The sequence below is a fragment of the Yoonia sp. 2307UL14-13 genome, from assembly GCF_037572755.1.
Classification (GTDB): domain Bacteria; phylum Pseudomonadota; class Alphaproteobacteria; order Rhodobacterales; family Rhodobacteraceae; genus Yoonia.
This window is the reverse complement of the sequence record NZ_JBBIFZ010000002.1, coordinates 1-24,214: the sequence shown is the minus strand read 5'-3', so window position 1 is coordinate 24,214 and position 24,214 is coordinate 1. Positions and strand designations below refer to the sequence as shown.

Annotated in this window: 19 protein-coding genes; 7 read left to right on the top strand and 12 right to left on the bottom strand. The window is 54.6% G+C overall.

Going from position 1 to position 24,214, the window contains the following annotated elements; all coding sequences use genetic code 11:
* Positions 1–17: 17 nt before the first annotated feature.
* From V8J85_RS07490 to V8J85_RS07435, 12 genes are all read right to left on the bottom strand, one after another.
* Entirely contained in the window at positions 18–665 is a 648-nt protein-coding gene (locus V8J85_RS07490; RefSeq protein WP_339953102.1) for an EscR/YscR/HrcR family type III secretion system export apparatus protein, read from the bottom strand.
* Positions 666–669: 4 nt separating this feature from the next.
* The gene (locus V8J85_RS07485; protein ID WP_339953101.1) at positions 670–1,704 is read right to left on the bottom strand and encodes a FliM/FliN family flagellar motor switch protein; all 1,035 of its coding nucleotides are present in this window, start codon (positions 1,702–1,704) and stop codon (positions 670–672) included.
* The gene (locus V8J85_RS07480; RefSeq protein ID WP_339953100.1) at positions 1,691–2,179 is read right to left on the bottom strand and encodes a hypothetical protein; all 489 of its coding nucleotides are present in this window, start codon (positions 2,177–2,179) and stop codon (positions 1,691–1,693) included. The genes V8J85_RS07485 and V8J85_RS07480 overlap by 14 nt, the downstream gene beginning before the upstream one ends.
* On the bottom strand, positions 2,176–3,495 hold the full coding sequence (locus tag V8J85_RS07475) for a FliI/YscN family ATPase (protein WP_339953099.1): 1,320 nt from the start codon (positions 3,493–3,495) through the stop codon (positions 2,176–2,178). Before V8J85_RS07475 ends, V8J85_RS07480 begins: the two co-directional genes overlap by 4 nt.
* Entirely contained in the window at positions 3,492–4,139 is a 648-nt protein-coding gene (locus tag V8J85_RS07470) for a FliH/SctL family protein (RefSeq protein ID WP_339953098.1), read from the bottom strand. Before V8J85_RS07470 ends, V8J85_RS07475 begins: the two co-directional genes overlap by 4 nt.
* A gap of 4 nt (positions 4,140–4,143) precedes the next feature.
* On the bottom strand, positions 4,144–4,731 hold the full coding sequence (locus tag V8J85_RS07465; RefSeq protein ID WP_339953097.1) for a hypothetical protein: 588 nt from the start codon (positions 4,729–4,731) through the stop codon (positions 4,144–4,146).
* Positions 4,731–5,543 (bottom strand): type III secretion system inner membrane ring lipoprotein SctJ, encoded by an 813-nt coding sequence (gene sctJ / locus V8J85_RS07460; RefSeq protein WP_339953096.1) that lies wholly within the window; start codon positions 5,541–5,543, stop codon positions 4,731–4,733. The genes V8J85_RS07465 and sctJ overlap by 1 nt, the downstream gene beginning before the upstream one ends.
* 127 nt (positions 5,544–5,670) lie before the next feature.
* Positions 5,671–6,255, bottom strand: a complete 585-nt coding sequence (locus tag V8J85_RS07455) for a hypothetical protein (RefSeq protein WP_339953095.1) — start codon at positions 6,253–6,255, stop codon at positions 5,671–5,673.
* A gap of 150 nt (positions 6,256–6,405) precedes the next feature.
* Positions 6,406–7,077, bottom strand: a complete 672-nt coding sequence (locus V8J85_RS07450; protein ID WP_339953094.1) for a response regulator transcription factor — start codon at positions 7,075–7,077, stop codon at positions 6,406–6,408.
* A 293-nt stretch (positions 7,078–7,370) separates the two neighbouring features.
* Positions 7,371–9,461 carry a flagellar biosynthesis protein FlhA gene (locus tag V8J85_RS07445; protein ID WP_339953093.1) on the bottom strand — a complete coding sequence of 697 codons (2,091 nt, stop codon included), beginning with the start codon at positions 9,459–9,461 and terminating at the stop codon, positions 7,371–7,373.
* 69 nt (positions 9,462–9,530) lie between these two features.
* Positions 9,531–9,737, bottom strand: a complete 207-nt coding sequence (locus V8J85_RS07440) for a hypothetical protein (RefSeq protein WP_339953092.1) — start codon at positions 9,735–9,737, stop codon at positions 9,531–9,533.
* Positions 9,738–9,910: 173 nt separating this feature from the next.
* On the bottom strand, positions 9,911–10,639 hold the full coding sequence (locus V8J85_RS07435; protein WP_339953091.1) for a hypothetical protein: 729 nt from the start codon (positions 10,637–10,639) through the stop codon (positions 9,911–9,913).
* Positions 10,640–10,871: 232 nt separating this feature from the next.
* Here V8J85_RS07435 and V8J85_RS07430 point away from each other — a divergent pair, with 232 nt between their 5' ends.
* From V8J85_RS07430 to V8J85_RS07400, 7 genes are all read left to right on the top strand, one after another.
* Positions 10,872–11,021, top strand: a complete 150-nt coding sequence (locus V8J85_RS07430) for a hypothetical protein (RefSeq protein WP_339953090.1) — start codon at positions 10,872–10,874, stop codon at positions 11,019–11,021.
* A gap of 46 nt (positions 11,022–11,067) precedes the next feature.
* Entirely contained in the window at positions 11,068–11,445 is a 378-nt protein-coding gene (locus V8J85_RS07425; RefSeq protein WP_339953089.1) for a hypothetical protein, read from the top strand.
* 17 nt (positions 11,446–11,462) lie between these two features.
* Positions 11,463–12,482: a SctD/MshK family protein gene (locus tag V8J85_RS07420; protein WP_339953088.1), complete on the top strand. Its 1,020-nt coding sequence runs from the start codon at positions 11,463–11,465 to the stop codon at positions 12,480–12,482.
* A 15-nt stretch (positions 12,483–12,497) separates the two neighbouring features.
* Positions 12,498–12,905: a hypothetical protein gene (locus tag V8J85_RS07415; protein ID WP_339953087.1), complete on the top strand. Its 408-nt coding sequence runs from the start codon at positions 12,498–12,500 to the stop codon at positions 12,903–12,905.
* Between the two features lie 452 nt (positions 12,906–13,357).
* Positions 13,358–18,022, top strand: coding sequence for a hypothetical protein (locus V8J85_RS07410; protein ID WP_339953086.1), 4,665 nt, complete (start codon positions 13,358–13,360; stop codon positions 18,020–18,022).
* A 633-nt stretch (positions 18,023–18,655) separates the two neighbouring features.
* A complete protein-coding gene (locus V8J85_RS07405) occupies positions 18,656–23,551 on the top strand; it encodes a DNA/RNA non-specific endonuclease (RefSeq protein ID WP_339953085.1) in 4,896 nt (1,631 codons plus the stop codon).
* Between the two features lie 16 nt (positions 23,552–23,567).
* Entirely contained in the window at positions 23,568–23,948 is a 381-nt protein-coding gene (locus tag V8J85_RS07400; protein WP_339953084.1) for a hypothetical protein, read from the top strand.
* Positions 23,949–24,214 lie beyond the last annotated feature (266 nt).

Genomic DNA, 24,214 nt, shown 5'->3' with positions numbered 1-24,214 from the left:
GGAAAACGAGGTCTCCATCACGCGCCTCCATATGTCATGACCAAGCCTTCGACGAGCCGGGCCCAACCATCCACGAACACAAAGGTCAAAAGCTTGAATGGCGTCGCGATGATGTTCGGCTGCACCATTTGCATCCCCAACGCCATCAGAATTGCCGTGACTGCAAGATCAATTGCCACAAAAGGCAAGTAGATCAAAAACCCGATCCGAAATGCCTCGGTCAGTTCGGAAATCATGAAGGCCGGTACCTGAATAATGAAATCATCTTGTGATCCAGTCATGCCTGACCCTGCCCAAAGCTCGTCAGATATGGTGACGAAAAAGTCCAAGTGCTCGACATCCACGTTGTTGAGGATGAAGGACTGAAAAGGTGCTATTCCGACTTGCCACAACCGCAGTAGCCCGTCCGGTGTGGTCGTGTCACCGACACCCGCATCGGCAAGCGCTGTAATCGACGCGGAAAAAACCGGCATTGAGATAAAGACGGCGGTAAATCCCGCCAAAGCCATCAGAACCATATTTGATGGGACCTGCTGAAGCCCCAGCGCCTGACGTATGATCATGAAGACAACGGAGAGTTTGACGAAAGACGTCAACGTCAACACCGCGAGAACCATGAAACCCGCAAGAAAACTGATGACCAGCGGTGTCGTGAGCGGTTCCATGGGCTTAGACGACTTCCGTCATGCGAATAGCGATCTTGCCGTCAAAACGGACAAGATCACCGCGACCGAAAGGTTTGCCGTTTGCCAGAAGCGCAACATTTATTGGCAGTTCGGTTGCAAAAGGCAAAACATGCCCTGCTGACATCTCTTGCAAGTCGGCAAGGGTCAGGGTGGTCCGCCCAAGTTCGACGGTGACCGTTACCGGCAAGGCGCCTGTTGTGGTTTGGTCAAGCTCCGACATAGTCGTTTCCTTTGCTTTTTTGATTTCGAGCGCGGACGTCAGGGTGACGCCGGCATCTGACAATCGTGCATGTGCAAACAAGTGTTCGGCGATGAACATCGTTGCCGTCTGCTGCCGTGACCAATCCGCCTCAAGCAGGAAGGCGTCACCGATTGTCGTGGCGGTCAGATCTTCTTTGGAAATGCTGAAGGCGACGCCACGCAGCGTGGCATCAAAGACGGTCCCGGCCAGCGTTGGCCCCGGCAGATCCGCACCGCCGCCCGGTATGGCGTTCAAAAGTGACAACAATAGATCCGCGTCAGCGGAAAGACCGATAGCAATATCGGCTTGGTCCACTGTCTTTAGGGTGAAACCAAGTTGCCTATGACGATGTGGCAACTCTTTGAGTTCGGTCGCACTAATCAGAAGCGGTCCGTCAAACACTGTTTCAAGTGGTTGCAATATGGGTGCCAGCAGATGCTCGATAACCATCGCCGCAGTCGTCGGCCCGTATTGCTGCCAATTATCGTCGAGCTGATGCGCCGATAACAGCAGCGCAAGCGCATTTTTCGGCAAAAGCGCAAGAAACTCATGCTCCGCTATTTGGCATCTCCAGACCACTGCATCAGCGGTATCTGGCGCCGCGTGTGGACCGCTGACGGCACATTCAGCATCACCGACAAGAACCGGAAAGCTAAATGCCTGACCGAAAAAACGTGCGAACACCGATGCGTCATCGGTTGTCACGTCTGGAAGTTCAGGCCAGACAGCGTCGGTGATCTGAGCCGCCGGATGTCTGATAAACTCATGCAGGCTCATGCCCCTGCCCTCCTGCCAAAATATCTTGTATGTCCTCTTCGTCCGCGGCCTCATCATTGGCCCGCGATACTGCCATCATGTTGTCAATGACGTCGGCGAAATGATCTGCGCGGCTTTGTGCGGCGACGTAAGCCAAAACAGCATCACTTCGGTCAGAGGTTGCCGATCTGTGGCGTTGAGCAAGCCGCTCTGCACGAACGGCCAGTGTTTCCGCTTCCCGGTTGGCAAAACGCTGGCCAAGGGCGAGGCACTTGAAAAATGCGGCGGGGTTGGTGTTGTTGGCCGCATCCTTGAAACGGTCATACATATACTCTTGTGCCGTCCTCACAGCAGCGTGTTGCCGTTCTTGGGCTGCTTGGGCCACTGTTTGACGCTGGATCTCGATAGACTGCGCCTCCTGCATGCGGCGCTGCGCAGCTGTGACCCGCAGCGAACGGATATCGAGCAACGCTAAAAGCTGGTCCTGCCGTGTCATCTAGCGACCGCCTGAAGTGCTGGAAGAACGGCGGTAAAATCGCTGCGCTCACTGACATCTTGTTGCAGAAAGGCGTCAATCTGCGGCTTTGCTGAAATTGCGCCGTCCGTCTCAGGGTCATTACCGCTGTGATATTCGCCAAGCTGCAAAAGCAGTTCGATATCGCGATATTTGGCCAGCAGTCCACGTATCCGTGCTGCGGCCTTGGTATGTTCGATCGGGACGATTGCGGTCATGCTGCGGCTCAGGCTTTCGACGACATCAAGGGCTGGGTAATGTCCCGCTTCCGCCAATTTGCGACTTAGCAGAAAATGACCGTCTGTCAGGCTCTTGACCTCTTCCGCGATGGGATCGATGTCTTTTTCGCCTTCCTGCAGGACAGTATACAACGCTGTGATATCGCCTGCATTGCTGCGACCAGCCCGTTCGATGATGGCTGGCAACGCTGGGTAGACAGACGCGGGGAAACCGCGTCTGGTGGGTGGTTCACCTGCTGCAAGCCCAATTTCGCGCAAGGCGCGTGCTGTGCGGGTGAGACTATCGATCAGCAAGAGTACTGATGCGCCCTGATCTCGAAAACCCTCGGCAACGGCAGTGGCACTGTGGGCGCAAAGCGCGCGCTCCACGGCCGGACGGTCGGATGTCGCCGCGACGACGACGACACGCCCTCGCGCTTCTGCGGGCAAATCCCGGTCCACAAATTCACGAACCTCGCGACCGCGTTCGCCGATTAGCCCGATCACAATGACGTCCGCGGTAGTGTGGCGCGCAATGGCAGCAAGTAGGGTGGATTTGCCGGTGCCGGGCGGCCCAAAGATGCCGACCCGCTGACCGCGGCCAAGGGTCATCAGACCATCAATGGCCCGAATGCCGGTTGGCAAAGGTTTTTCGATCAGAGGTCGATCCATCGCGGAAGGTGGATCTGCCTTGATTGGCCGACGGGTTACATCTTCCGGCAGAGCGCCAAGGTCATCAAGGGCGTTGCCGAATCCGTCCAGAACACGACCCAGAACCGCTTTGCCTGTGGCAATGCGCAACGCCGAATTCGTTAGCGACAGGCGCGCACCAGCGTTCAAACCCTTGCTGTCGCCATAAGGGCTGAGCAGAATACCATCGCCGTCGATTCCGATGACCTCAGCCAGAAGACTGCTGCCATCGCCACGTTCAATCGTACAGATAGAACCCTGCTTCGCGCCGGCAAAATCAGCACAAAGCAGCGGCCCGCGCACCTTGGTCAGTTGGCCATATGTCTTACGAAATGACAGCGGCCCAAGGGTGTCAGTCAGGTCGGAAAGTTTTTCGGCCAACGCGCTCATTCTTCGATCCCGCCGTCGCTCAAATGTGCCACGATATGTTCTTTCAGGGCCGTCAGCTGCGCATCAATTCCGATGCTGACCAGACCACCCTTGCCTTCTAGAAACAGTGCGCCCTGCTCCAGCGATGCGTCCGGAACAATCTCTGAAACAGCCTCAAAGCGTGCGGGGTTTGTGTTGATCAACTCTTTCAGCATGACGTGGTCGGCTGCCGCGACGCGAATGACCAACTTTTCGTTACTGGCCCGCTCGGCTACCGCTGCCGCAACGGTCGCCGCGACAAGGTCCGCATTATCCATCTGGCCGATAATCTTGCGTAGGGACTGTGTCACAAGGTCTGTCAGCCATGGTGTCAGACGTCTAAACTCGGACCGGATCCTTGCAGCCTCATCCAATACGTCAACCGCGACCTTGGCCTGCTGGTTCAGTGTTTCGCGACCTACTGCCTCAAGGTAGGCGGCGTCCTTGGCCTTCTGCTGCAAGTCGCGCAGTGCGTCTTCTTCGGCTTGGCGTGCGGCTCGGCAGGCATCGGCCTCTTGCCGTGCATCCGCAAGTAGTTTGGCTGCTTTACGCTCTGCACTGGCAACGCACCCGGTTGCCCTTTCGAACTCATCAACAGGAATGCGGCGGGCGACGTAAGGTTCCATGATCCTAACTTTCCAAGAACTCGGCATCGCTGCATAAGGTTTCGATCAGTTTGGCTCGCGCCGGATCGTGCGCCTTGCGATCAATTAAATCGGGTGGAAGGCACAATTTCAGCCGATTTGCCGTCGCATCACTTGTATGCGCCAGCCAAGCCGCAATACAGATCGCGCCTTCATTTGCGTAGTCAGCAGAAAGACCGGCGTGGTCCTTTTCTGAAAGATCGGTGTGATCCTGGTACTTCAATATGAAGCGCAGCTGACTACGATCATCAATCCCCAGCGCCGTCCGGCCCTCGGGGCTGATCAGTCGTGGCGCAAGCAGCGGCGCGAGCCAGATTTGCCCAATACGGATCAGGGACACATTCTCTAGTCGCTCCGCCACTTGTTTCGTGGTTTCCAATACTGGACCGGTTTCGGAAAGGATCGCGCAGTCAAGATCATCCAGTAGATCTGCGATGATGCGCGTTGCGAAGCGTTCATCGCCCAAAACAGCATCGCGCAACTTGGCGTTGCCAATATCCGCCAGCATCTTGTCCTGCCATCCCGGATGAAGCGGCATGCTGGGCAGCGACGGGTGGATCTCGACGCGGGTCATCAACTATCTCCGCTGTCTTTACCGGAACCGAACGTCAGCCCAAGGGCAGGGCCAAAGCGCACCAAGCCAAGTCCGAGCGCAAGTATCAGGCTTAGCGTACCCACGATGCCGAGATGGATGTTTGACCCGCCGCTTGTACCGGCAGAGTTGCCCGCTTTCGGAAACAGGCTGGCTTCGATGATTGTAGGTGCGGGGTTCGTTGCGGCCTTCGTAGCGACCTGTGGCCCCGAAGTGGGAAAGAAGGCCACGGCTACATTATCATACTCTAAATTCGGAAGAGAATGGGCGATGACAGCCTTGATCTTTGGTACCTCATTGTCGATGTCAAAACCAGGATCATAGTTAATGGTTACAGATGCTGTCGCGGCTGGCGCTTCGCGCTCGTAACGCTCTTTTGGCGGCGCAGTAACTAAAACCCGAGCTGAGCGTACACCGCTGATAGACGTCACAGTGCGCGACAATTCCTCATTCATGGCGTGTATGTAGCGGGCATGCTGCTCAAATGGCGTGCCGACAATTCCCTCGGCACTAAAGACATCGCCCAGTGACTGAAATTTCGGTTTAGGGTAACCTTCGACGCGGAGTAATGTCGTTGCAGTAGCGATATCGCTTGCACTGATCAGCAATGAGTAAATATTGTCTTTGTCACGCTCGCGTGTCGCATCGATCCCGGACGCGGCGAGGATAGCCACCATCTCGTTGGCCTCGATTTCTTCAAGATCGGAAAACAAGACCTCTTTGCAGCCGGTCAGGGATAGGCAGCAGACAGCGATCAGCAAGTAACGCCTAGAAGGAGTTAAAAACTTTGCCATTGTGAGCTTCCTTGCATGATTGGTCTTTGCCATGATCATGAAGCGGTTGGTTGCAAGATTCAGTAAGTGTGTGCAGAATTAGATCGTGCGGATACGCAAAAGCGGTACGTAGCTACGCAAAGCACCATTATCTGCGAAACGCGCTCTGGACTCGATTGTTAAAGATTAGGTCTGTGCGATGAGAGCTCAGACCGCTATAGAGTTCGTCGCGAATGCTATTACTCTGCTGTCTGCTGCCTGACTGTTGCAAACTCGCATTTGCAAGGTTGGCAATGTCCAGCAGGCTGGCGAATGCGGAAAATATGGCGTCGCGGAAACCAAGATGGGACGAGATCAGCACATAAGCGACGCCTGTCGCATCTATGAACGCAAGTGTTCCGAAAGGTAAACCCAGGCAATCCGTTTTGTTATTATTTGGTCGGATTTCCCGAACGGGCAAATAAAGTGCGGATATCTCTGCGATATCTGTTTTCTCGCTTTGTGATGTGTTGCGCAGTGCAATCTTCTCGACATGCCTTTCCACGGCGGCGCGCACCATATCCATTTCTTCGATGAGTTCGGAAACTAATCCAAGATGAACAGCATGCCGGTCAGTTGAAATGATCATGGGGGCAAGATCACTTCGCAATTTGGGATTAGCCACGACATCGACATCCAGCACAAAGCAGAAGCTATCGTCTGACTCAACGTGATCCTTTTCCCAAATCGCCATCGCCGCAATACCTCATCTGACGAGCCATCTCGTCAACGCAAAGAAGAGGCTTGTGTCGATCTAAAGTGCAGATGGCTACATCGCTTTTCGCACTGCTGGCAAAGTAGCAATTCAGCCACCCGCTGTGAATACGTATGACCACGCATTACGCTAGGTGTTGTGACGCATCAATGTCGAGCCGGCGACAGGCAGTTGCATCTGCTCTGCAATAGAATGCAACGCATCAACGCTATTGCATGATGTCTTGCGATAAATTGCGTTGCGATGCGTTTCGACAGTGCGCACGCTGATATCAAAACGTTCGGCGACTTGTTTCGTGCAAACACCCGATACACATGCTTCCAATATCTCGATCTCGCGTGGAGAAAGTCCGTAGATGTTGCCAGTCTTGATCGTGTTCTGTCGCAGGCACATGAAATCATTGACGTAATCATCGGGAATGCAGACATAACCCAAGCTGATTGATCGAACGGCGTTCACGAAATTCGATGCTTTGGCCTGCTTGGGTACGAAACCCTTTGCGCCCTCTGCAATCAACGCGAATATCTCTGCTTTTTCAGCTTCTGAAGAATAGATCACGATTTTCAGATCCGGTTTGATCGACATCAGTTTGCGAAAAGTCTCTGAACCTTTTGGCCGTGTGATTGCCAAATCCATCAGAAAGATATCGGGATCGAGGTTCCGGCACATCTTGATCGCTGTGTAGCCGTCGCAGGCGCTACCAACAACGTTGGCACAACTGGCGTCTGTCAGAATTCTGGATATGCTGTCACGGATAATTTCGTGATCGTCGCAGATGATTAGCCTTGGTACATCTTCCATGTTCTTGCCCTTTCCTCCGCATTCTCTCGAATACAACCATATGTGATTCCACTGGTATACAAGTCGACCCTATGGGAAATTTTTGGTAGAGCGTTAGGCACATTTCCCATTCGGCGCATTATCGCAAATCGCAGCCGATAGGACCGGTAACGCAAGCCATTTCCTGCCAACAAAAGTAACATTTTTGAGTGCTGACTTATGTGTTTTCAACGCCTATATGCCCTCAAACACCAATTATTACAGGCGCTGAGGCGACGCTCTGCGTTTCACGCTCGTGTTATCAGTCTGTTGTTTCAGCTCACAGCAGCCAGGTGCATGGATGTGGGATTGCCATGCTTCGCCTCTGCCTTTTCCTCTCCAACAAGCTCAATTGGAAAGCTGGGGATTTCAGACGAGATTTCCTGCGCGGCCAAAACTGGCAAGTGTAAGTTGTGAGATGCGAGCTGGTTGCGCACCCGACGGCGCAGATCCGATGAGACCACCAGTGCAATCTGTCGACCTTGCTGCCCCTTCGTCTTCATCAGCCTTCGAACATGGCTAAGGAAAAGGTCATTTGTCTCGGGATCAAGTGCCAGACCACAATTGGCCAGATCAAGCGTCGCGTTGGATTGATCGTGAAGGCCCTGGCGCAGCTTTCCTTCCAGACCGGGCTCAACAAGCGCTAATCCCAATACGCCATCTTCTCCCGCGATGCGGTGGCATAATTGCCGCTTCATGGAGCCTCGTAAGCATTCAGCAAGAATGACCGGCTGGTGGTCATCCAGTGTTGTCAGCCAGTATCGGATCGAAGAAACCACTAAAGAGAGAGGTCTGAGGGGAACGCCATCCTCAACAAGATATCTGAGCATCTTGTAAAACGAACCGTCATCCAACTCCTCGTCGATCTTTTGCATTTGAACAGGCTCAACCTCACGCGCCTCTTCCATCAATCCCGCAAAAATTCCATGCGAAAACAGGTTGCCAAGGTTCTGCTCGTAGATACGGAAGGTCAGATCACTTATGCCGACTTCCAGATCGCACTCAATCTGCTTGGAGTCCGAGATAACCTCTGCCTGATCGCGCGGAATCCAGATACCATCAATGAGCGGCCACTTTGGATGATCGTCGTTTTCCTCTACCCGCCCCGTCAGTAGAACGTGATCCTGTGGCACCGTTTCGCGAGCAACCGGCACCTCGTCGATTTCGATCTGGAAGCCCTGCGGATCAGAAAGTCGTTTTGCTTCGATAACCGGGCACAAGAAGCGGACGCCACGTGCAGCATGAAGCATCGTCAAGTGTGTCGCCAGGCGCTGACTGATTTTGCTCAGGTCGAGGTGATCAGCAAGGTCGGTTGCAATAACTAACCGAATGCGGTCGTCGAACCCGAGCGCGAGGTTATCGGCTTCCGATGCAGCGGCCTGTTGATCCAGTTCTGCTTGCGCCTCAGCATCTTCTGACTTTTCCTGTGCCCGTAAAGCCCGTCGAATAGCCGCCGAGATCAAGAGCATGCCCACTGCCATGGCTGCAAACGTGATCGTGGGGAATCCAGGGATCAGGCCGACGCCCAGTACGATAGGCGCACCAATTGCAGGCACCCGTGGGTCTGCAATGATCTCCGCAGAAATGTCGGACCCCAGATCCTTACCTTTCTGTCCCTCGGCGCGCGTGACGATGATACCGGCACAAAGCGACATCAAGAGGGCCGGTATTTGTGCGACAAGCCCGTCACCAATAGTCAGAAGTGAAAAAATGCCAATGGCTTCTCCAAAACCGTATCCATGGGCGCTCATGCCGACAGCGACGCCGCCGATCAGATTGATACAGATGATGATGATACCGGCAATTGCATCGCCCTTGACGAATTTCATAGCGCCATCCATGGCGCCAAAAAAACGGCTTTCGCGATCAAGTCGGGCGCGGCGTTCAGCAGCTTCCTCGGCAGTAATATTGCCGGCCCGCGCTTCGGCGTCGATGCTCATCTGCTTGCCTGGCAATGCGTCGAGGGCAAAGCGCGCACCGACCTCAGCCACACGTTCAGCGCCTTTGGTGACAACGATAAACTGTACGACAGTAATGATCAAAAAAATCACCAGGCCGATGGCGATTGATCCGCTGACCACGAATTCGCCGAAAGTTTCGATGATATCTCCGGCTTCTGCCTCGGAAAGGATCAGGCGGGTGGTGCCGATGGATAGTGATAGACGAAATGCGGTTCCGATCAGGATGACGGACGGAAATGTGGAAAAATCGGAGGGATGCTTCAGGTACACCGCAACCATCAATAACAAAACGGCCAAACTGATATTCACCGCCAGCAAGATGTCGATGATTGTCGAATTGAGCGGGACTACCATCAGCGTGAGCGACGCCACAATCACGGCAACAAGTGCAATATCCTTACGCATGACGGAATTCCATTCTGAAACAGGTTTTTGGGCGAGGTGCGCAAGTAACGCACCTCGCCTTTTCGCGCATTAGCCTTGCGTGATTGTCTTGTTGGCCTTGGCGGGCTCTTTCTTTACGGCAGCTTCATACTGCTTTTTCGCCATCGCGTTGAACAGATCGGCCATCATGGCACCATAGTCCGGTCCGCCAGCGCCACCAGCGCCACCGGCACCGCCAGCGCCACCTGCTTGATTCAGCGTCATCTTGTCTTCGAACTTTTTGATCGTGCTAAACATATCAGTGTCCTTTCTGAAACCTGATGTTGGTCTGATTGTCGATCCACGGGATTTGGTGTCGTATGACCCCAATTCCGTCCAGATCGGTGGTTGCACCTGGGGCGATTTTCCCGGTGCGCAGTATCCCCCAAACCGGTGTGGGCCGGGGAATGCGGTAAGCGGGTAAAGAATGGTCAACCATCGGTCGTCTCTCTATCCTGCTGATGTTCTTCTTCGGTCGAGGAGTTCGTCTCCGTGGACTGTGCCTGCGCGCTGGCGGTCTCAGACGATTGGGTCTGATTGGCCGCTATCATTCCGGCTTCTCCGTAATACTCCAGCGAAGTGTTCATGCCGCGTCGGACGCGCACGACAGATTGTTCGGATGCTTCCTCCGATGGCGCGCCGGTAACCTTTAGGATTGCCTCGGCCAAAGCGACGTATTCCGGAGGTCCGGAGATCGAAAGGGCATTGCCATCTGCGACAGAGTTAATACGTGCAGTTGGTGATAAGAGTCCGCTTTCGTCCAGTGACTGTCGCGCTACCTCACTCGTAAGACCTTCTAAAGGAATGAGTCGCGTCGTGGCCTCTGTTGAACGCGATACATAGAACGCTTCATCGTAACTGAACCATTCCAGATCGTTCTGTTGTGCGACTGCTGCGATCATTTCTTCGGCTGAGCCGGATAGATCAATCTGGCTTACTCGCCCGCGCACCCCCGGCGCAACAACGATCCGTTGACCCGTTTCCCCCTGTAGCATGGAAAAAAGGGCATCCATTGGCATATCAAGAATCTTGTATTCATACTGCTTACCAGTGGGTGAAACTGTGCAAGTGTCTCCAATACAGTCTTTGACCTCATCCGCTGACGTAATCGCCGGGGCGCAAATCGCTGATCCCAAAAATATGGCGTATGTCAGTTTCATGTTCGTCTCCGAGTTTGGTCGCTGGCTGATTGGGCACAGCCTAGGCGCGAATGATCGGACGGAAACATCGGTAGTATCCGCTGACAGCTCCGGTACCGGCGCCTAGAAACCTCGGTAGAGATTGCGAAATCAGCATGATCTACGTACGGGGCTACGTAGATGGGCGCATTCAGCCTGCGCGCCTTTGCAGTTATTCGATGGATGGAAACCAGACTGCGTAAAGGAGAACGACATGGCAGATGATGCACCTCAAATCGGCGACGGCGTTGATCCATCGGCAATCGCGACAGAGCAGCAGATGATGGAGCAACTCGTCATGCAGATGATGATCTTTGGGCCGTTTATGGAAATGCTGGAGGAAGACCGCGAGGGCGAAGAATAGCACTCGCATCATTCCATTGAGAGCAAGCATTCGTCAGGAGAGTGACATGACCGTTCCAGTTGGATCAATACCTGGTGCGATGGCACCGCAGCAAACCACCCTTGATCAGGTGAGTGCGCTAACGACGGCTGATCTGCATCGGTCAGATCTTCTTTCGGGGGTGTCCCAGTCGGCGTTCGAAAGTATTTCGAAGTATCCCGGCCAAGTTCAAAAAGAAACCCGTTTGAAGAATGAGATTGCCGGTCAGAGCGGGGAAAATCCGTTCCTGTCAGATGCCAATGTGTCCCAAAAACCAGAGGCCTTGTCGGATCAGTTCATTACGAAAATAAGTGGTTTGTACAATGAAGTCACCGTTTATCAGGTTGCTTGGAATATGGCGAAACGGACCGGGCGCGATATCGAAACGCTCTTGCGTGCACAGTAGGAAAAGGCAGAAGAGTTATGACCCTTGATGTTGAAACCTATCGCAGTTTTTTTGAAACGCGGTTCCGCGGCTTAAAGGCAGCGCTTCTTCTCGACAATAATGCGGATTTGGTTGTTAATGTTGAAGTTCTGAATGGCCTACACAAAGGGTCAAAAGCAGATTTGAAGGCCAGCAATTTGGTCATAGGTTCGGACACTGACCATGACATCATGCTTGTCGATGATGAAGTATTGGGTTCTGCAATTCACGTTCGCTGCTGCCGGTCGCTTTTCGGCACACTTCTGACCGTCACAACTGACCGCGATGACATCAGCCTAAATGGAAAGTCCGTGCGTCCTAATGACCAAACGGTGACCGAACGGCTGCCCTGCGAGCTCACCATCAACGGTATTTCGATGCGGTTTTGTGCACTGAACGGAGGTCAAATTGCAAAAAGCGTTGCGCCGGATCAGGTTGCACTTGTTGCGCTTGTTGCAGTTGCGGTCGCGGCTTTCAGTGGTCAGGCCTATCTGGATAGCCAATCCCCGTCGCAAGGCATCGTGCTCAATCAGTCACCATCAGAACAGCAGTCGGCTGGTACTACACCAGATATCACACTGGCAACCGCCAGTGATGTTTCGTCTGTAGCTGAACCGGTGGAAGAAACCGAGCGTGATCCCGCAGCAATCATTCGGGAGACGGTGAAAGACGCGGGGATGGCAAACTTCGTCGAGGTCGCACCCACCCCATCGGGCATAATTCTGATCAGCGGTCAGGTTCCGCCGGAGCGGATGTCCGAATGGCGCCAGGTACGCCAGGAAATTGATACTAAGACTGCAGAGAATATTGTTATTGCCGATGTCACGGAAACCAAAAGCCTGACCGATCTTCCGCCAATCGCAGCCGTCAACCTGGGCAGCGATCCAAAGGTCATCTTTGCGAATGGCATAGTTTCGCGAGTCGGGGACCGGGTTGTAGACGACTGGGCGATCGCATCAATATCACAAGACAGTCTGCAGCTTCGCCGACACGATGAAGCCATTGATGTTTCGTTTTAGTCAAGGGGTAAGCTGATGCGTGTTGTAGAACGTCAAAACGATGATCTGGCGTCGCAGTCGCCCGAAAAACATGTGCGCGCGTTGCCCTCCGACCAGATTGGCCCAATTGAGCCGCGCAAAACCAACCCGGGTTATGTCCCGGCGTATCGCTCGATCACGCGCAGACCACCTGAACTGCGCCTGAACGTTAACGAGGTATTGGAACAGTCCGAGCTCGAGCGTCTGATCTCGCATCAGATTGAAGAAATCGCCGGAACCGAAACGCTGGACTTCGCGTTTTCGGTGTCTGAGTTGGCCTCTCGTTTGGAAGGCGTGATGAGCACCGCCAACGATCCGGAAGTCCTCAAAGGCTTCGAAACGTTGGCCCGAACCGCGAAGATGTACGAGCATCTGATCGTTCTGCAAAATGAGGGGCCAGAGTGATATGACATCTCGGAGCAAAGTCTCGTCGGATGATCTTGCATTGTTGCGTCGGATGGCCGCCGGTCATATGTTGTTCGGAAGCAATGTCCGTGCCCATCAGCTCCTATCGCTCGCGCTGTGGCTGGATCCGGACTGCGACGAGACACAAAAGCTGAAGTTGCAAGTCGGTACGACGGGATAATTCCGCACGACAGTCAGTCACTATTACCCAGGGCAGCGGTCGAAATAGCCGCCAGTCACAGCAGAATTGCGGTCGAGGTGCGACGGTCGAATTTTTCGCCAGCGCCCGAAGCGCCAGTACGTGTGTGGTGCTGACACCAGCTTTGTCTCAGCCACTTCCACCCTACGCAGTCCGAACACGCAATGAGCGCAGGAATTTTGCGTAGATCCACCAATCTTCCTGGGTTGCATGACGGAATAGCATACCCTCAATCACATTTCAGGAGAGTGACATGGCTCGCGTTGAACAAGGCATATCCAACCCTAACCCCCAAGCCGATGCACACTTGGCCACAACCGTTGGTCGAAAGCGCACCAATACTAGTGCCGGTGGTCGCAGGGTGACGGCATCGGCTCAGGAGTCGAAAGAAAGATATCGCGAGACAGCCAAGGATGACAAAAAGTTCGAAGAATTCGCATTTGCGCTGACCGGCAAGACGGCCGGCGAGCGGACCCCAAAAGAGAATGCAGCGCTCAAGCAGTTGCGCCAAGAGATGCGGAATGGAGAGATTTCGCCCGAATTTGTTGAAGCGGATCCGGCGAACAGTTCCGGCGATGACAGGCTGCCCACCGGCGTGCGCGGCGCTTACGTGAGCGGTGGCAAGGGTCGGCAGGGGCGCGTGTTGATCTCGCCCAGCTTGCGCGGCCGACAGCTTGAGCGCACATCGGATGAAGAGCAGGGCGAGGCGGTAGCTGACCGCGCTGCTCAACTGGGTATTGGCGTTGCCGACGGCGATGCTGGGGCTCGGATCAGTGGGGTTGTCAATGGCCGGGCCGTGACGCGCAAGACCGATCCGGCGCTGTTCAAGAACGCGGCGTCAGACACAGTGACCGTTGTATCAAACGGTGAGGTTGTCGAGGCCGAAGCGGACGCGCAGAGCGGGTCGCCCGCACAAACCACACTCACCATCGAGTTCAAGAAAGGGTCAAAAGCGCAATCCGAAGTTCAGTACTATGACGAGACAACCCAGCAATGGATCACTGTCGCAACCGGCAACGACGGGAATGGCAACGCGACCGTCACTGTTCCCGGCCACGTTACGCTGGACAAGATCAGGATCAACAACCTTCGCGATGGTGGCACGTACCAAGGCAACGGCACAAACGCACGATCAAGTTTTGCCAGCAATGGCACAACCATTGGCTTTGAAGATAAGAACGACGACGATAGCTTCGATGACGTCAAAGTCACTACAACCGCCGTTTTGAATCAGCCACCCGCACCTTCGGCAGATGGTACAGAGCCGTTCAACGTTCGGGGTCCGGACGGGCAGGCCTATAATCTGAACGATCCAAATCAGCGCGAGGCTTATCTGAAACAATTCGATAAAGACGGAAACGGATATCTTTACGCCGATGAGGCCGCCGAAGCCTTTGGTGGAACAGCGGAGCATGGCCAGTGGATCGTGCGGATGTATGGCACATCGAATACGGACAGAACAAACGTCGGTATCCCGGTTTCTGAAAACGACGCCAACAACACCATCGGCGTTGATCAGATGATCGCTGATGGTTCCCTGTTCCTATACACCGATGCAGACGGTTCGACGCGGTACGCCGTCGATCTAGCTGGCGCAACCCCGGAAACCGCCGCCAATGCGATGATCCGTGCCGAAGCTCAACGCCGCAAGGAAGACGGAGACGAACGGCCAATGGCCCAGATCATCTGGGAGATTGAGACGCGTGGTATGAACGCTCAGGAGATGGACTGGGCGACCGACCATCTTTTCGGCGACAAAGACCCGTTGAACCCGGATAACGGCCACGCCGATGCGATTGCGGAAAACTTTGGGTTTAGAAACGAACGAGGCGACAAGCAGTTGGTCAAGGCGAGCATGGTTCAGATTTTTTCGCAAGGCGCGTTGAAGATCAACCAAGACAAAGGCGACCATATCTCGATCTCGGCCCATCGTGAGCCCAAGCCACCCGCAGCGTATTGGGAGCAAATCTATGGTGGCGGAGTTGACGAATTGGAAGGGCCGTCGTCGGATGATGACGATGGCCATCTAACCCTGAATTTCACCACGGATGAAACGGTGACCGTTTATGCGACCATCTACGATCCGGTCACCAAAACGTGGTCAAAAAAGCGAATCTATACCCGTCCCGCAGGTGGGCCTGATCAGGTCAATATCATCGTTCCGCTAGAACCCGGTCAGCAGGTCGGAGAGTTCAGCATCGAAACAGAAGCGGGTGGTGAACGGACTGTGAGCCAACCTGGTCCCGAAGTATTTGGAAAACCAGCCTGGTCAAGCCAGGAAAGCGGCAACGCGGTCAGTACACATTTTTTTGAAACGTCGGCCAACGGAAACGATTACAAGGACGTTGAGATGACGTGGATGCCGCCCGCGTCCACCTACACCCGGCACGAAACGCAATACGAGGCTTATGGCGGTAAGCCAACGATAGAAACCTACGGGACTCAGTCATGGGGCAATGCGCTGGCGGCAAATCCGAACCTGCAGGTCCAGTATTATGATCCCAATGCAGCAGGCGGCGGCCAATGGCAAGCAGTGCCACCGGGCCAAGATATCTCAATCGACAATTCGCACCGCAATGCGCCACCGGTGGAGCCGCAGATGCGGGTCGTTGACACCTCGACCAACACGGTTGTCGCTGGTGCCGAGGTTCCCGGCACCATGAAGCGGATCAAAAGCCATGATGGCACCACGACGTTCTATTTCTCGGTCACCGGATCGGGCACAACTGATTTCAATGATGTCGCAGTGAAGACCACGCCATCGGTGGCGACCGGCGCATCAGGGCCACCGACACCGGACGTGGAAATGGGTAACTTTGTTGATGTACCCATCGAAAACGAACTTTATCCAGAGCAGCCCCTTGGTGCCGTTCATCCCGGAATGACCTTTGAAGAGGCCTTCCCAATGTTGCCCAGCGACGAACAGGATGCGGCCATCCAGCATCAGGCGACGAGGTTATTTGTTGACGAGATTACCAATCAGCCTGAGGGATCGAACGCAAAAATCCTGCATAATCTGCTGGTGACCAAGCAGTTGGCCCAGTCGGGCGAATACCAGGGCGAGGTCGATATGGCCGCCTTGGACAAGGATATTCAGAAGTATTCAAAAAAGGCCGATGTGGTCGCAATTCGTCAAAAGGCGGAGCAGGATATCACTTCCAGGATCGTTGGCGGAGACCCCAAGACCCGGGCCGCCGAGGCCGAAGCGTGGCTGCTTTCACCCGAGACCCGTATCGCCCTGGCCGCTATGCCACCCGAGAAGCGACAGGCCTTTATTCAGAAGGCGATCAGCAAGGTGATGGCGCTGGATCCAGCGGCGGGTGCACGTGTTTATGAGGGCCTGACCACCAACCTTTACAAGGGCGTTGCGGCCGAGGATGTCGCGCTGGAGAAATCAGCGCTGGCCGCTGTTGCTGACCAGAAAGAAGCCAATGGTCTGCCGCTGACAGCAGAAGAGCAGAAGGCCAAGGACGATGTAGAAGCGGCCGCGGCCGACACGTTTGAGACGGTGACAACCAAACTGCGCGGCGTTGGTGGAGCAGCAAGCCGACTGGCCTCCAGCCTTGAGACCTGGGCAAAGGGATCGCCTGGTCAAGCGTCCAAATTCCTGTCGCATTTCACCAAAAACCTGAATGAAGGGATGACCTTCGAGCAGGCGGTCAGCGGTGCGCTGAAATCATCAGGCGCGCCTGCCCGTGTCGCCGCGGACATGACCCAGCTCATGGCCATCGACGTTGCATCTGCGGTTCTGGGCGGCATGGGCATGATCTTTGGCGTCTTTGCCGTTGGGCAGGACTTCGCCAAGCTGGCCAATGGCGGCGATTTCACCGCCGAAGATCGGCTTAATTTGACCGCCGATATCTTCGCGACGCTGGGCGGTGTCAGCACGACCGGCAAACGGATCATATCGCTGGTTGACCCGGGCAACACGAAAAGCTCGCTCCACAAGCTGCACGAATTCCAGGTTGCCGATCAGGCATTTGACCAGACCTTCCAGGAATACAAGGCGGCGAACCAGATACATCAGGCCAACACAGAGCGTGTTGCCAGTGCCGAAGAACGGGTCGCGAATGCCGAAGAAACCGTCCGGACCACACCCGAGCCGGAAAACTACGACCCGCTGGCAACGCCGGAAGATATGACGCCGGAGCAGGCGCTCTGGGATGCCGCGATTGAGGAACGTGACGCAGCCTTGGCCGAAAAAGAAGCGGCGGACGCCGCCTGGGCGGAATCAAGCATTGAACTGCGCAAGGCGCGTCGCAATACGCAAACCGCTTACAATCTTGCGCGGTCCAAGCAGGAAGAGGCGAAGATCGCCCTTGGTAAAGACCCGCGCATTCCCGGATCTGCGAGCAAGGAGGTCTGGACCGAACTGGAGCCCGACTATGTGTCGGTGAATGATGAGGGCAAGCAAATCCTGGTCGGCGGAGAGCCAGAAGACTTGGTGTTGTTTAGCAAGATCCATAAGGAGCAGTGGAAGGACCCTGCGATCATGGCGCAGGCGGAACGTGAGGCCGCAACGGCACCTTGGTACCGTAGTGCCAAGTTCACCACCGGCCTGAAGGTCGTCGGCGCGCTTGGCGACGCGGCTTCCATTTTCTATGGTGTAGGTGCAGCGATGAAAGCCGATCAGTTGCGCCAAGCGGGCGACACGACTGACGCGGCTTTGGAAGGGACGCAGGCCGCTGTTTTGATTGGTGGAGGTGCGGTTGGTATCGCCGGACTTATCTCGGGTTTGGCCGGCTGGGAAGCTGCGGCTGCATTATTTGGCCCTGTCGGGATCGTTCTGGGATTGGCGGGCTTTGCCATCGCGGCGGTAACATGGGCGCGGTCCGAACAAGAGGCGAAAGCCATTCAGCAGAAGACTTACAAGGACTTCATCAACAACACCGGAACCGGTCGCGAATACGCCAGATAACGAACCGCCCCCGCGCGCGAAGTGCGGGGGCGCGTCATGATGTGAGAAGTGTTCGCAGACCTTAGTGTTATTTAGCGACTGGACCGCAAATAATCTAGCTGAGTAAGACAATGGCCGTACGTTATTAATGTCGCGTGAAAGGTCCTATGATGGTTCAGTAGCAGGATTAAACGGCCAGTATTTCGGGTCTCGACCAAGATTCTGCTCTCCAGAGCATTTCTCCAAATCGACATCCACGCAGCTATTCAAATGATGTCCGAGAGTTTTCCGTACGTGTTGCACCTGAAACCTGACCGGTTGTCTTTCAGACCCCCCGACTGGCAGTGAAATCGGCCTGACGCTTAATACAAAATCAGAGAATTGTAGACCTTTGACCTAATCCTGGTCTTCGAATTATCTACTGAATCCATGATATGGACCATCAGGGTACACATTCGCTTCGTCGGCATAGCAGGTCGATGCTCAATTCGTTGGTGGATACAATTTCGATTCAATTAAGTTGGATTAAACAACTTAAAATTGTAGTTCATGCAACTCGTCGCAGATGACCTACTTACCCTTCTAAGTAGCGTCACTTATGGAAGCATTACTCGATTGATTGTTTGATTATCGCGAGCAATCTCGGAGACTCTCATGGTTAGCATACAGCGTCAATCGACGAATAACTCTGTCGCTCCAAGCCTGCGTGGATCACCGAGCGTACGAACAGCAGCGCGTTCCAATCCAAGAATTCGCCACGCAAACCAGAAATCACAACAGAAATATCAAGCGATTGCGAGAAGTGACTCAGCGTGGGAGGCATTCATTTTTGCTTTGACAGGCAAGAGCGCCGATGAACGGACACCCGCCGAGAACAAGGCAATCAAACAACTGCGCAAAGAGATGCGCGACGGGAATATTGCACCTGAATTTCTGCAGGCAAGTCCACCATATTCAGACGACCCCAATCGATTGCCAAGTGGCGTTTTGGGAGCATTTGTTCCGGGGCAGTCCGGTCAGTCTGGAACAATCGTCATCGCCCCCGGTCAAAACGGAGCCCAACTCGCCGAAACAATGGACGAAGAGCAGGGAGAAGCGATTGCTGCGCGGGCTGAAAGTCTGGGGATCACGGTCGCTGAGGGTGATGCAGGCGCACGCTTGAGTCTGACGGCAGGTGGTGACTTGGTGACGCCGGAAACGCACGAAGAATTGTTCGTCGCTGCCCCTGACGATACCGTCGTGTTGTACTTGGAGGGGAAAAAGGTCCAAGGGAAAGCTCGCGCCGCAACCAACAACTCCCAGCGAACACCTCAACAACAAGCTGTCGAGTTTTTCCAGCGCGCGGGATACCGGGATCCGCAGACTGGGAAAGGCTTCATTGATAAAGAGGCGCTGATGTCCAGCCTCGGAATAGACGACGCAAGCGCGACCCGGATCTTGGCTGCATACGGAACGCCGCATCCCGATGGGCGGATTGTGGTGACAGAGGATAACATTGCCAAAATGTATGCTGACGGTGTGCTGACTGACACAGTGCAACCGCCGACCACGCTAGGCTTGACCGTCGCCGAAGTCATGACCCAGTATGGCGTTACGCAGGCCCAGGCCAATCAGATGGTTTGGGGTACTTCCACAACTGTTGATATCACAAAAACAGGCGGAGCTGCCGCACCAGCCCCGGCACAACTGACACCGAAACAGCTTGCTCAGGAAGTCTTTGCCGCATCTGGCCGTAAACCGGGCGAAAAACTAACTGCGGAAGAATTCAAGTTCTACGCCGATCAGGTGATCCGATCCCACAACCCAAATGCACAATTACCATCCATCGGTGCTTATTCCAACATGGTCAGCCGGTTTGGTGATCCATATGGCCTCATTGGACAAGGTGGCATGGAGCACGCTTTTGGCAGCGGTAGTCTGGCCTCTGTTGGTGCGACGGGCCCGAGGACGCAAGAAGATGCAGACGTCATAGCGGCTGACTCGCAGGCAGCAACCGCCGGTTACTTCATGTATGACCATCTCAGCGACGCGCAGATCGACAAGGTCGTTCAGTTGATGGACCTGACAGAACGAGCTGCGCAAGGTGACCCGCAGGCCATTCAAGAAGCTCAACAGTTGTATAATGAAGTGAAAGGCTTCCTGCCTCCGGGGATGCAAACCCTGTTCAAGGGCCTACCGACAAGCGGGGCCGGCCTGGGGGCGCAGCAATTCTCAGAATTGAACAGACGTCTTCAGGGCGGCTTTATGAACGGCCTCGATGCACGCCTTCGCTACGCAGAGAAGGATGCGCGTGAAACACTCATGCATAGTAACCCGCAAGAGCTTGCCACGGAGATCGATTCAGATGAGTTCAAACTGGCTGTGGAGACTGGCGGAGCATCAGGTGCCATCGATTACGTAGCCAGTCTTTACGGCGTTGACATTAGCAAAGAAGACAAAGCGGCGTTCGCGCGCGGCGAGGTCAATCCTGAACCGCTTAAGCAAAAAGTTTTGCAGCTATCGGCGGTCAAATTCGGTCGGATCAACAGTGGCCAAAACCTTGCAGGTCAGCAGGCTACCAAAGTGCTACAAAACGCGGTCGCATGGGATCTCGGATTGCGCACTTCAGAGCATGGTGTCGAAGAAGAAAATCAGGAATTTGTCTATGTTGGTGATCCTAACGAAAGCCCCGACAATACGACCGATGGTGCTGGGGATGGTCAAACTGCTGGAACAGAGGTCACCCGGTCGTTCATGTCGGTCGGACGGCAGATGTTTTATGAGTACCACTACGATCAGAGCCTTGCCCAACACGGCGATCCGGAGCGCGCGACGCAAGATGCGAAGGCCGCAGTACGTCGATTGGATGAGCAACAGCCGCAGCCCGATCACACCACAAGTGGCCTGACGGTCGTTGAAGAAGATGTGATCGGCCGCGAAAATGTCGCTGATGATGACGAGGGTATTGCACCAAGCGACTGGGAGGCATCTCACGGTCAGGTCACCAATGTGGCCGAGGGCAATTACGATCCCGAAACGGGATTGCTGACAGGTGAATATGCAAACCAACGTTACTTGCCCGTCGAGATGAATCTGAAGGTCGTCATGACCAAAGGGTCTTCAAAGGATGGCGATTACGAATACATTGAGGTTGACTATGGGGACACTACGGCAATCGAGGCTGCGAAAGCTGATGGCTTTGGCATAAAGGCTGTTCGCCAGACCGAAGCAACGCAAGGGCAGTTGCAAATGGCGCAACTGATGCGGACCTACCAACATGCCAAGCAAACCTACAAACCGCGTTATGATGCGCAAGGCAACCTGGTAAATCCCGACCCGACTGCGCGTTTCGCCCAATATTACCAACAGACAGACTTCAAGCACAGTTGGGAGTGGGAAGAAACCGAAAGCGATAGCGACTCTCATGGAAGTGCCGGTTGGGAAGACGGTGACATGAGCATTGGCCCGTCGGGCAAACCTGTCATGACCGACACACAGGCCTTGCGCGGTATGCTTGCGGACCTTGGGCTAAACGATGCCCAAATTGACGCACTCATGACAGTGATCGAAGATGAGATTGCCCGGCTAGAGCAACTTCACCCGGAACTTACAACTGGGCAGACCGTCTCCATGGAGGCGGTCAACGCCCTGACCTTCGGCCTGTCAAACGTCATCAGCGCCTTTTTCCAAAACCTTCAAGACACGCCGATGACGCAATTCTCCAAGGGAATGCTGGAAGAGCATGGACGTGGCACCTACCAGGCCGAGCGTCGCGAAGAGGATAATGATCCAAGTGTCGGTAAAGCAGTGGGTCAATTCTTCATTGATCTGGTCGTCGACACGGCAATCGATGCTGTCTTGCCCGGTCTGGGCAAAGTCGCAAAGGTCGTTAAGCGTGGCGCCAAGGCTGCCGGCAGGCTTGCACGGACGGGCCGCCTTGGCCGCCGGGCCTTGGACGCTGCTGGCGACACTGCGGCGGCGGCTGGACGTGCGACGCCTTCGGGAAACGTGGCGACAACAGGTGGTGTGACTGCTACGGGCACTCGGGGTGGTACGGCCGCCACGACTGTTGATGGACCACCACCGCCTGAAGTAGGTATCGGCGGTAAGGCACCTGATGTAGTAACAGATGGTTCGCCACCTGTAGGTTCAGATGGTGGTTCGATAGGAGCCCCTGACGCACCAGCAAACCCAGAGGTTGACGCCAGACACCAATGGCCGACAGGCAACACATCATCCGCCACCGCGCCGACTACCCCGAATGAAGTGACACTTGACGCGCGCGGTGTACCGCAACTCTCTCCTGAGAGAGACGCTGATCTTATTGACGACATCCTTGTGATGCCTTCCGGCACAGGACCAGATGGTTACTTGGATAGCGGACAAGCGATCTTGCGCAAGGCCGGCGAGAAGAACTGGCTCGTCAGCACTGATCCCTCCCTGACCTTTGATCAAGCCCGCCGGGCGGGCAAAGTAATTCCGGTCAGTCAGGCAAATGAAGCCCAAAAGGCGCAATTCATTCTCATGTACCGCAAGAACAACTGGGCCTCACCATCTCGCTACGCACAGCGTAACGTACCGACCGCCTTTAGCGATCCGAATGGTCAACAAACCTTTGGGTTTCCTGTATTGTACGGTGGCGGACCGACCAAACGGCCTAGAAACAGCGGAAATGGAGCTGGTCCCAGCAACAAACAACCTCGCACCTTGCGCCAATCGGCAGGTAAAGCGGCCGATGGAACGCCACTAACGAGCCAGGGCAAACGCACGGAGTCGGCAAAAGTTGAACAGAACTTCTCTGGCACGCCAAGTGGCAACCCGGTTGTCAGTGGCAAGAAAGCACCCGAAACAGAATTGGACGAGCATTACTTTGATGCCAACGGAAACTTGGTGGATTGGGATGGCAAGGGACCAGCCCCGAGCAATATACGGGAATGGCGGACAGGAACGGGGCCCGGCGATCATAATGTCACAAAGGTAACCGAAACGACAACACGCACCTACGTTGATCATAACGGCGCAACGGTTACCGGCGAAGTTCCAACAAAATTCAAGTTCTCGCTAAACAAAGTTTTTGGCGGCGTGCGCGGCCCCAAGAAGAAAAATCCTTCAGGGCGCAGCCACAATGATCATGCAACCAATGTGGGGAATCGTGACAACGTCACTGGAGTCCGTGCTATGGCCAAGGATAGGAACGACGGTGGCCACGCAGTCGGCAGTCAGTTCATGGGGCGGACACCCGAGATCGGTATTGTCCCGCAAGATGCGACCCTGAACGAAACGGGCGGCTGGAAACAGATGGAAACCCACTTCGCCGACTGGTTGGGCAAGACTGACAAGAATGGCAAGCCCTTTACCATCGAAGGCGAGATTGTTATGGACTATCCGCCTAACAACGCGATGCCTGATACGCTACAGGTCAAGTATACGGTACGTGATGGAGCCGGAAATATCGTCGAGCAAGGAACAAAGACCTTCCAGAATGATGCAGGCGATACATGGGATGTTCCCTCTCCCAAAAATGTGGATCCGGCCACGATTCAACCACTTGAGCCCGAGCAGATAACCTGAAGATGGAGGCGACCCCATGGCTGGCGTAAACGAATTGTTCGAACGTCTGATCAAGATCTCATTATCCGAGAAAGAGGTGAATTCAGACAAATGGGATGGCCTATCCATCATCTTCAACGTTGATGCGTCGGGTGCGGAAGAGGTAAAGGGCTATCTTTTTGAAGAAGAGGCCTGGAGCGGATTTCTGCCCGATAGTAACCTACCTGACCTCGTTCTGACGCTTCGTTCGTTGCGCGAGGCCTTGAAAGGTGATGCAAGGGATGGCTGGGCGTCAGGCCTATTTAAAATCGATCTGAGAGAAATGGATGTCGATCTTGAGGTTGACTACGATAACCCCCAGAGGTGGGCGATGACACCCGACAACATGGACACGATGATCGAGCAGATACGCCCTTAAAGTTTCAGATATTTGATAGAATGGGTACTGCTCCGAACACCGGGTCATCGCCCATACCACCCGTCAGGTTAGGATTACGTCACCGTCTCGATCCCGAATGCGCTCCAATACGGTGGCACATGGCGCATCCTCGCGTGATGAAGCATCGTGACCCAGCCCCCTGAAATCGGGCCACTGAAGTGTTAGTAATCCGTCCCAAGAGAGGATGGACTATGAAACGCAGATTTAGTGACGAGCAGATCATTGGGATGATCAAGGAGTATGAA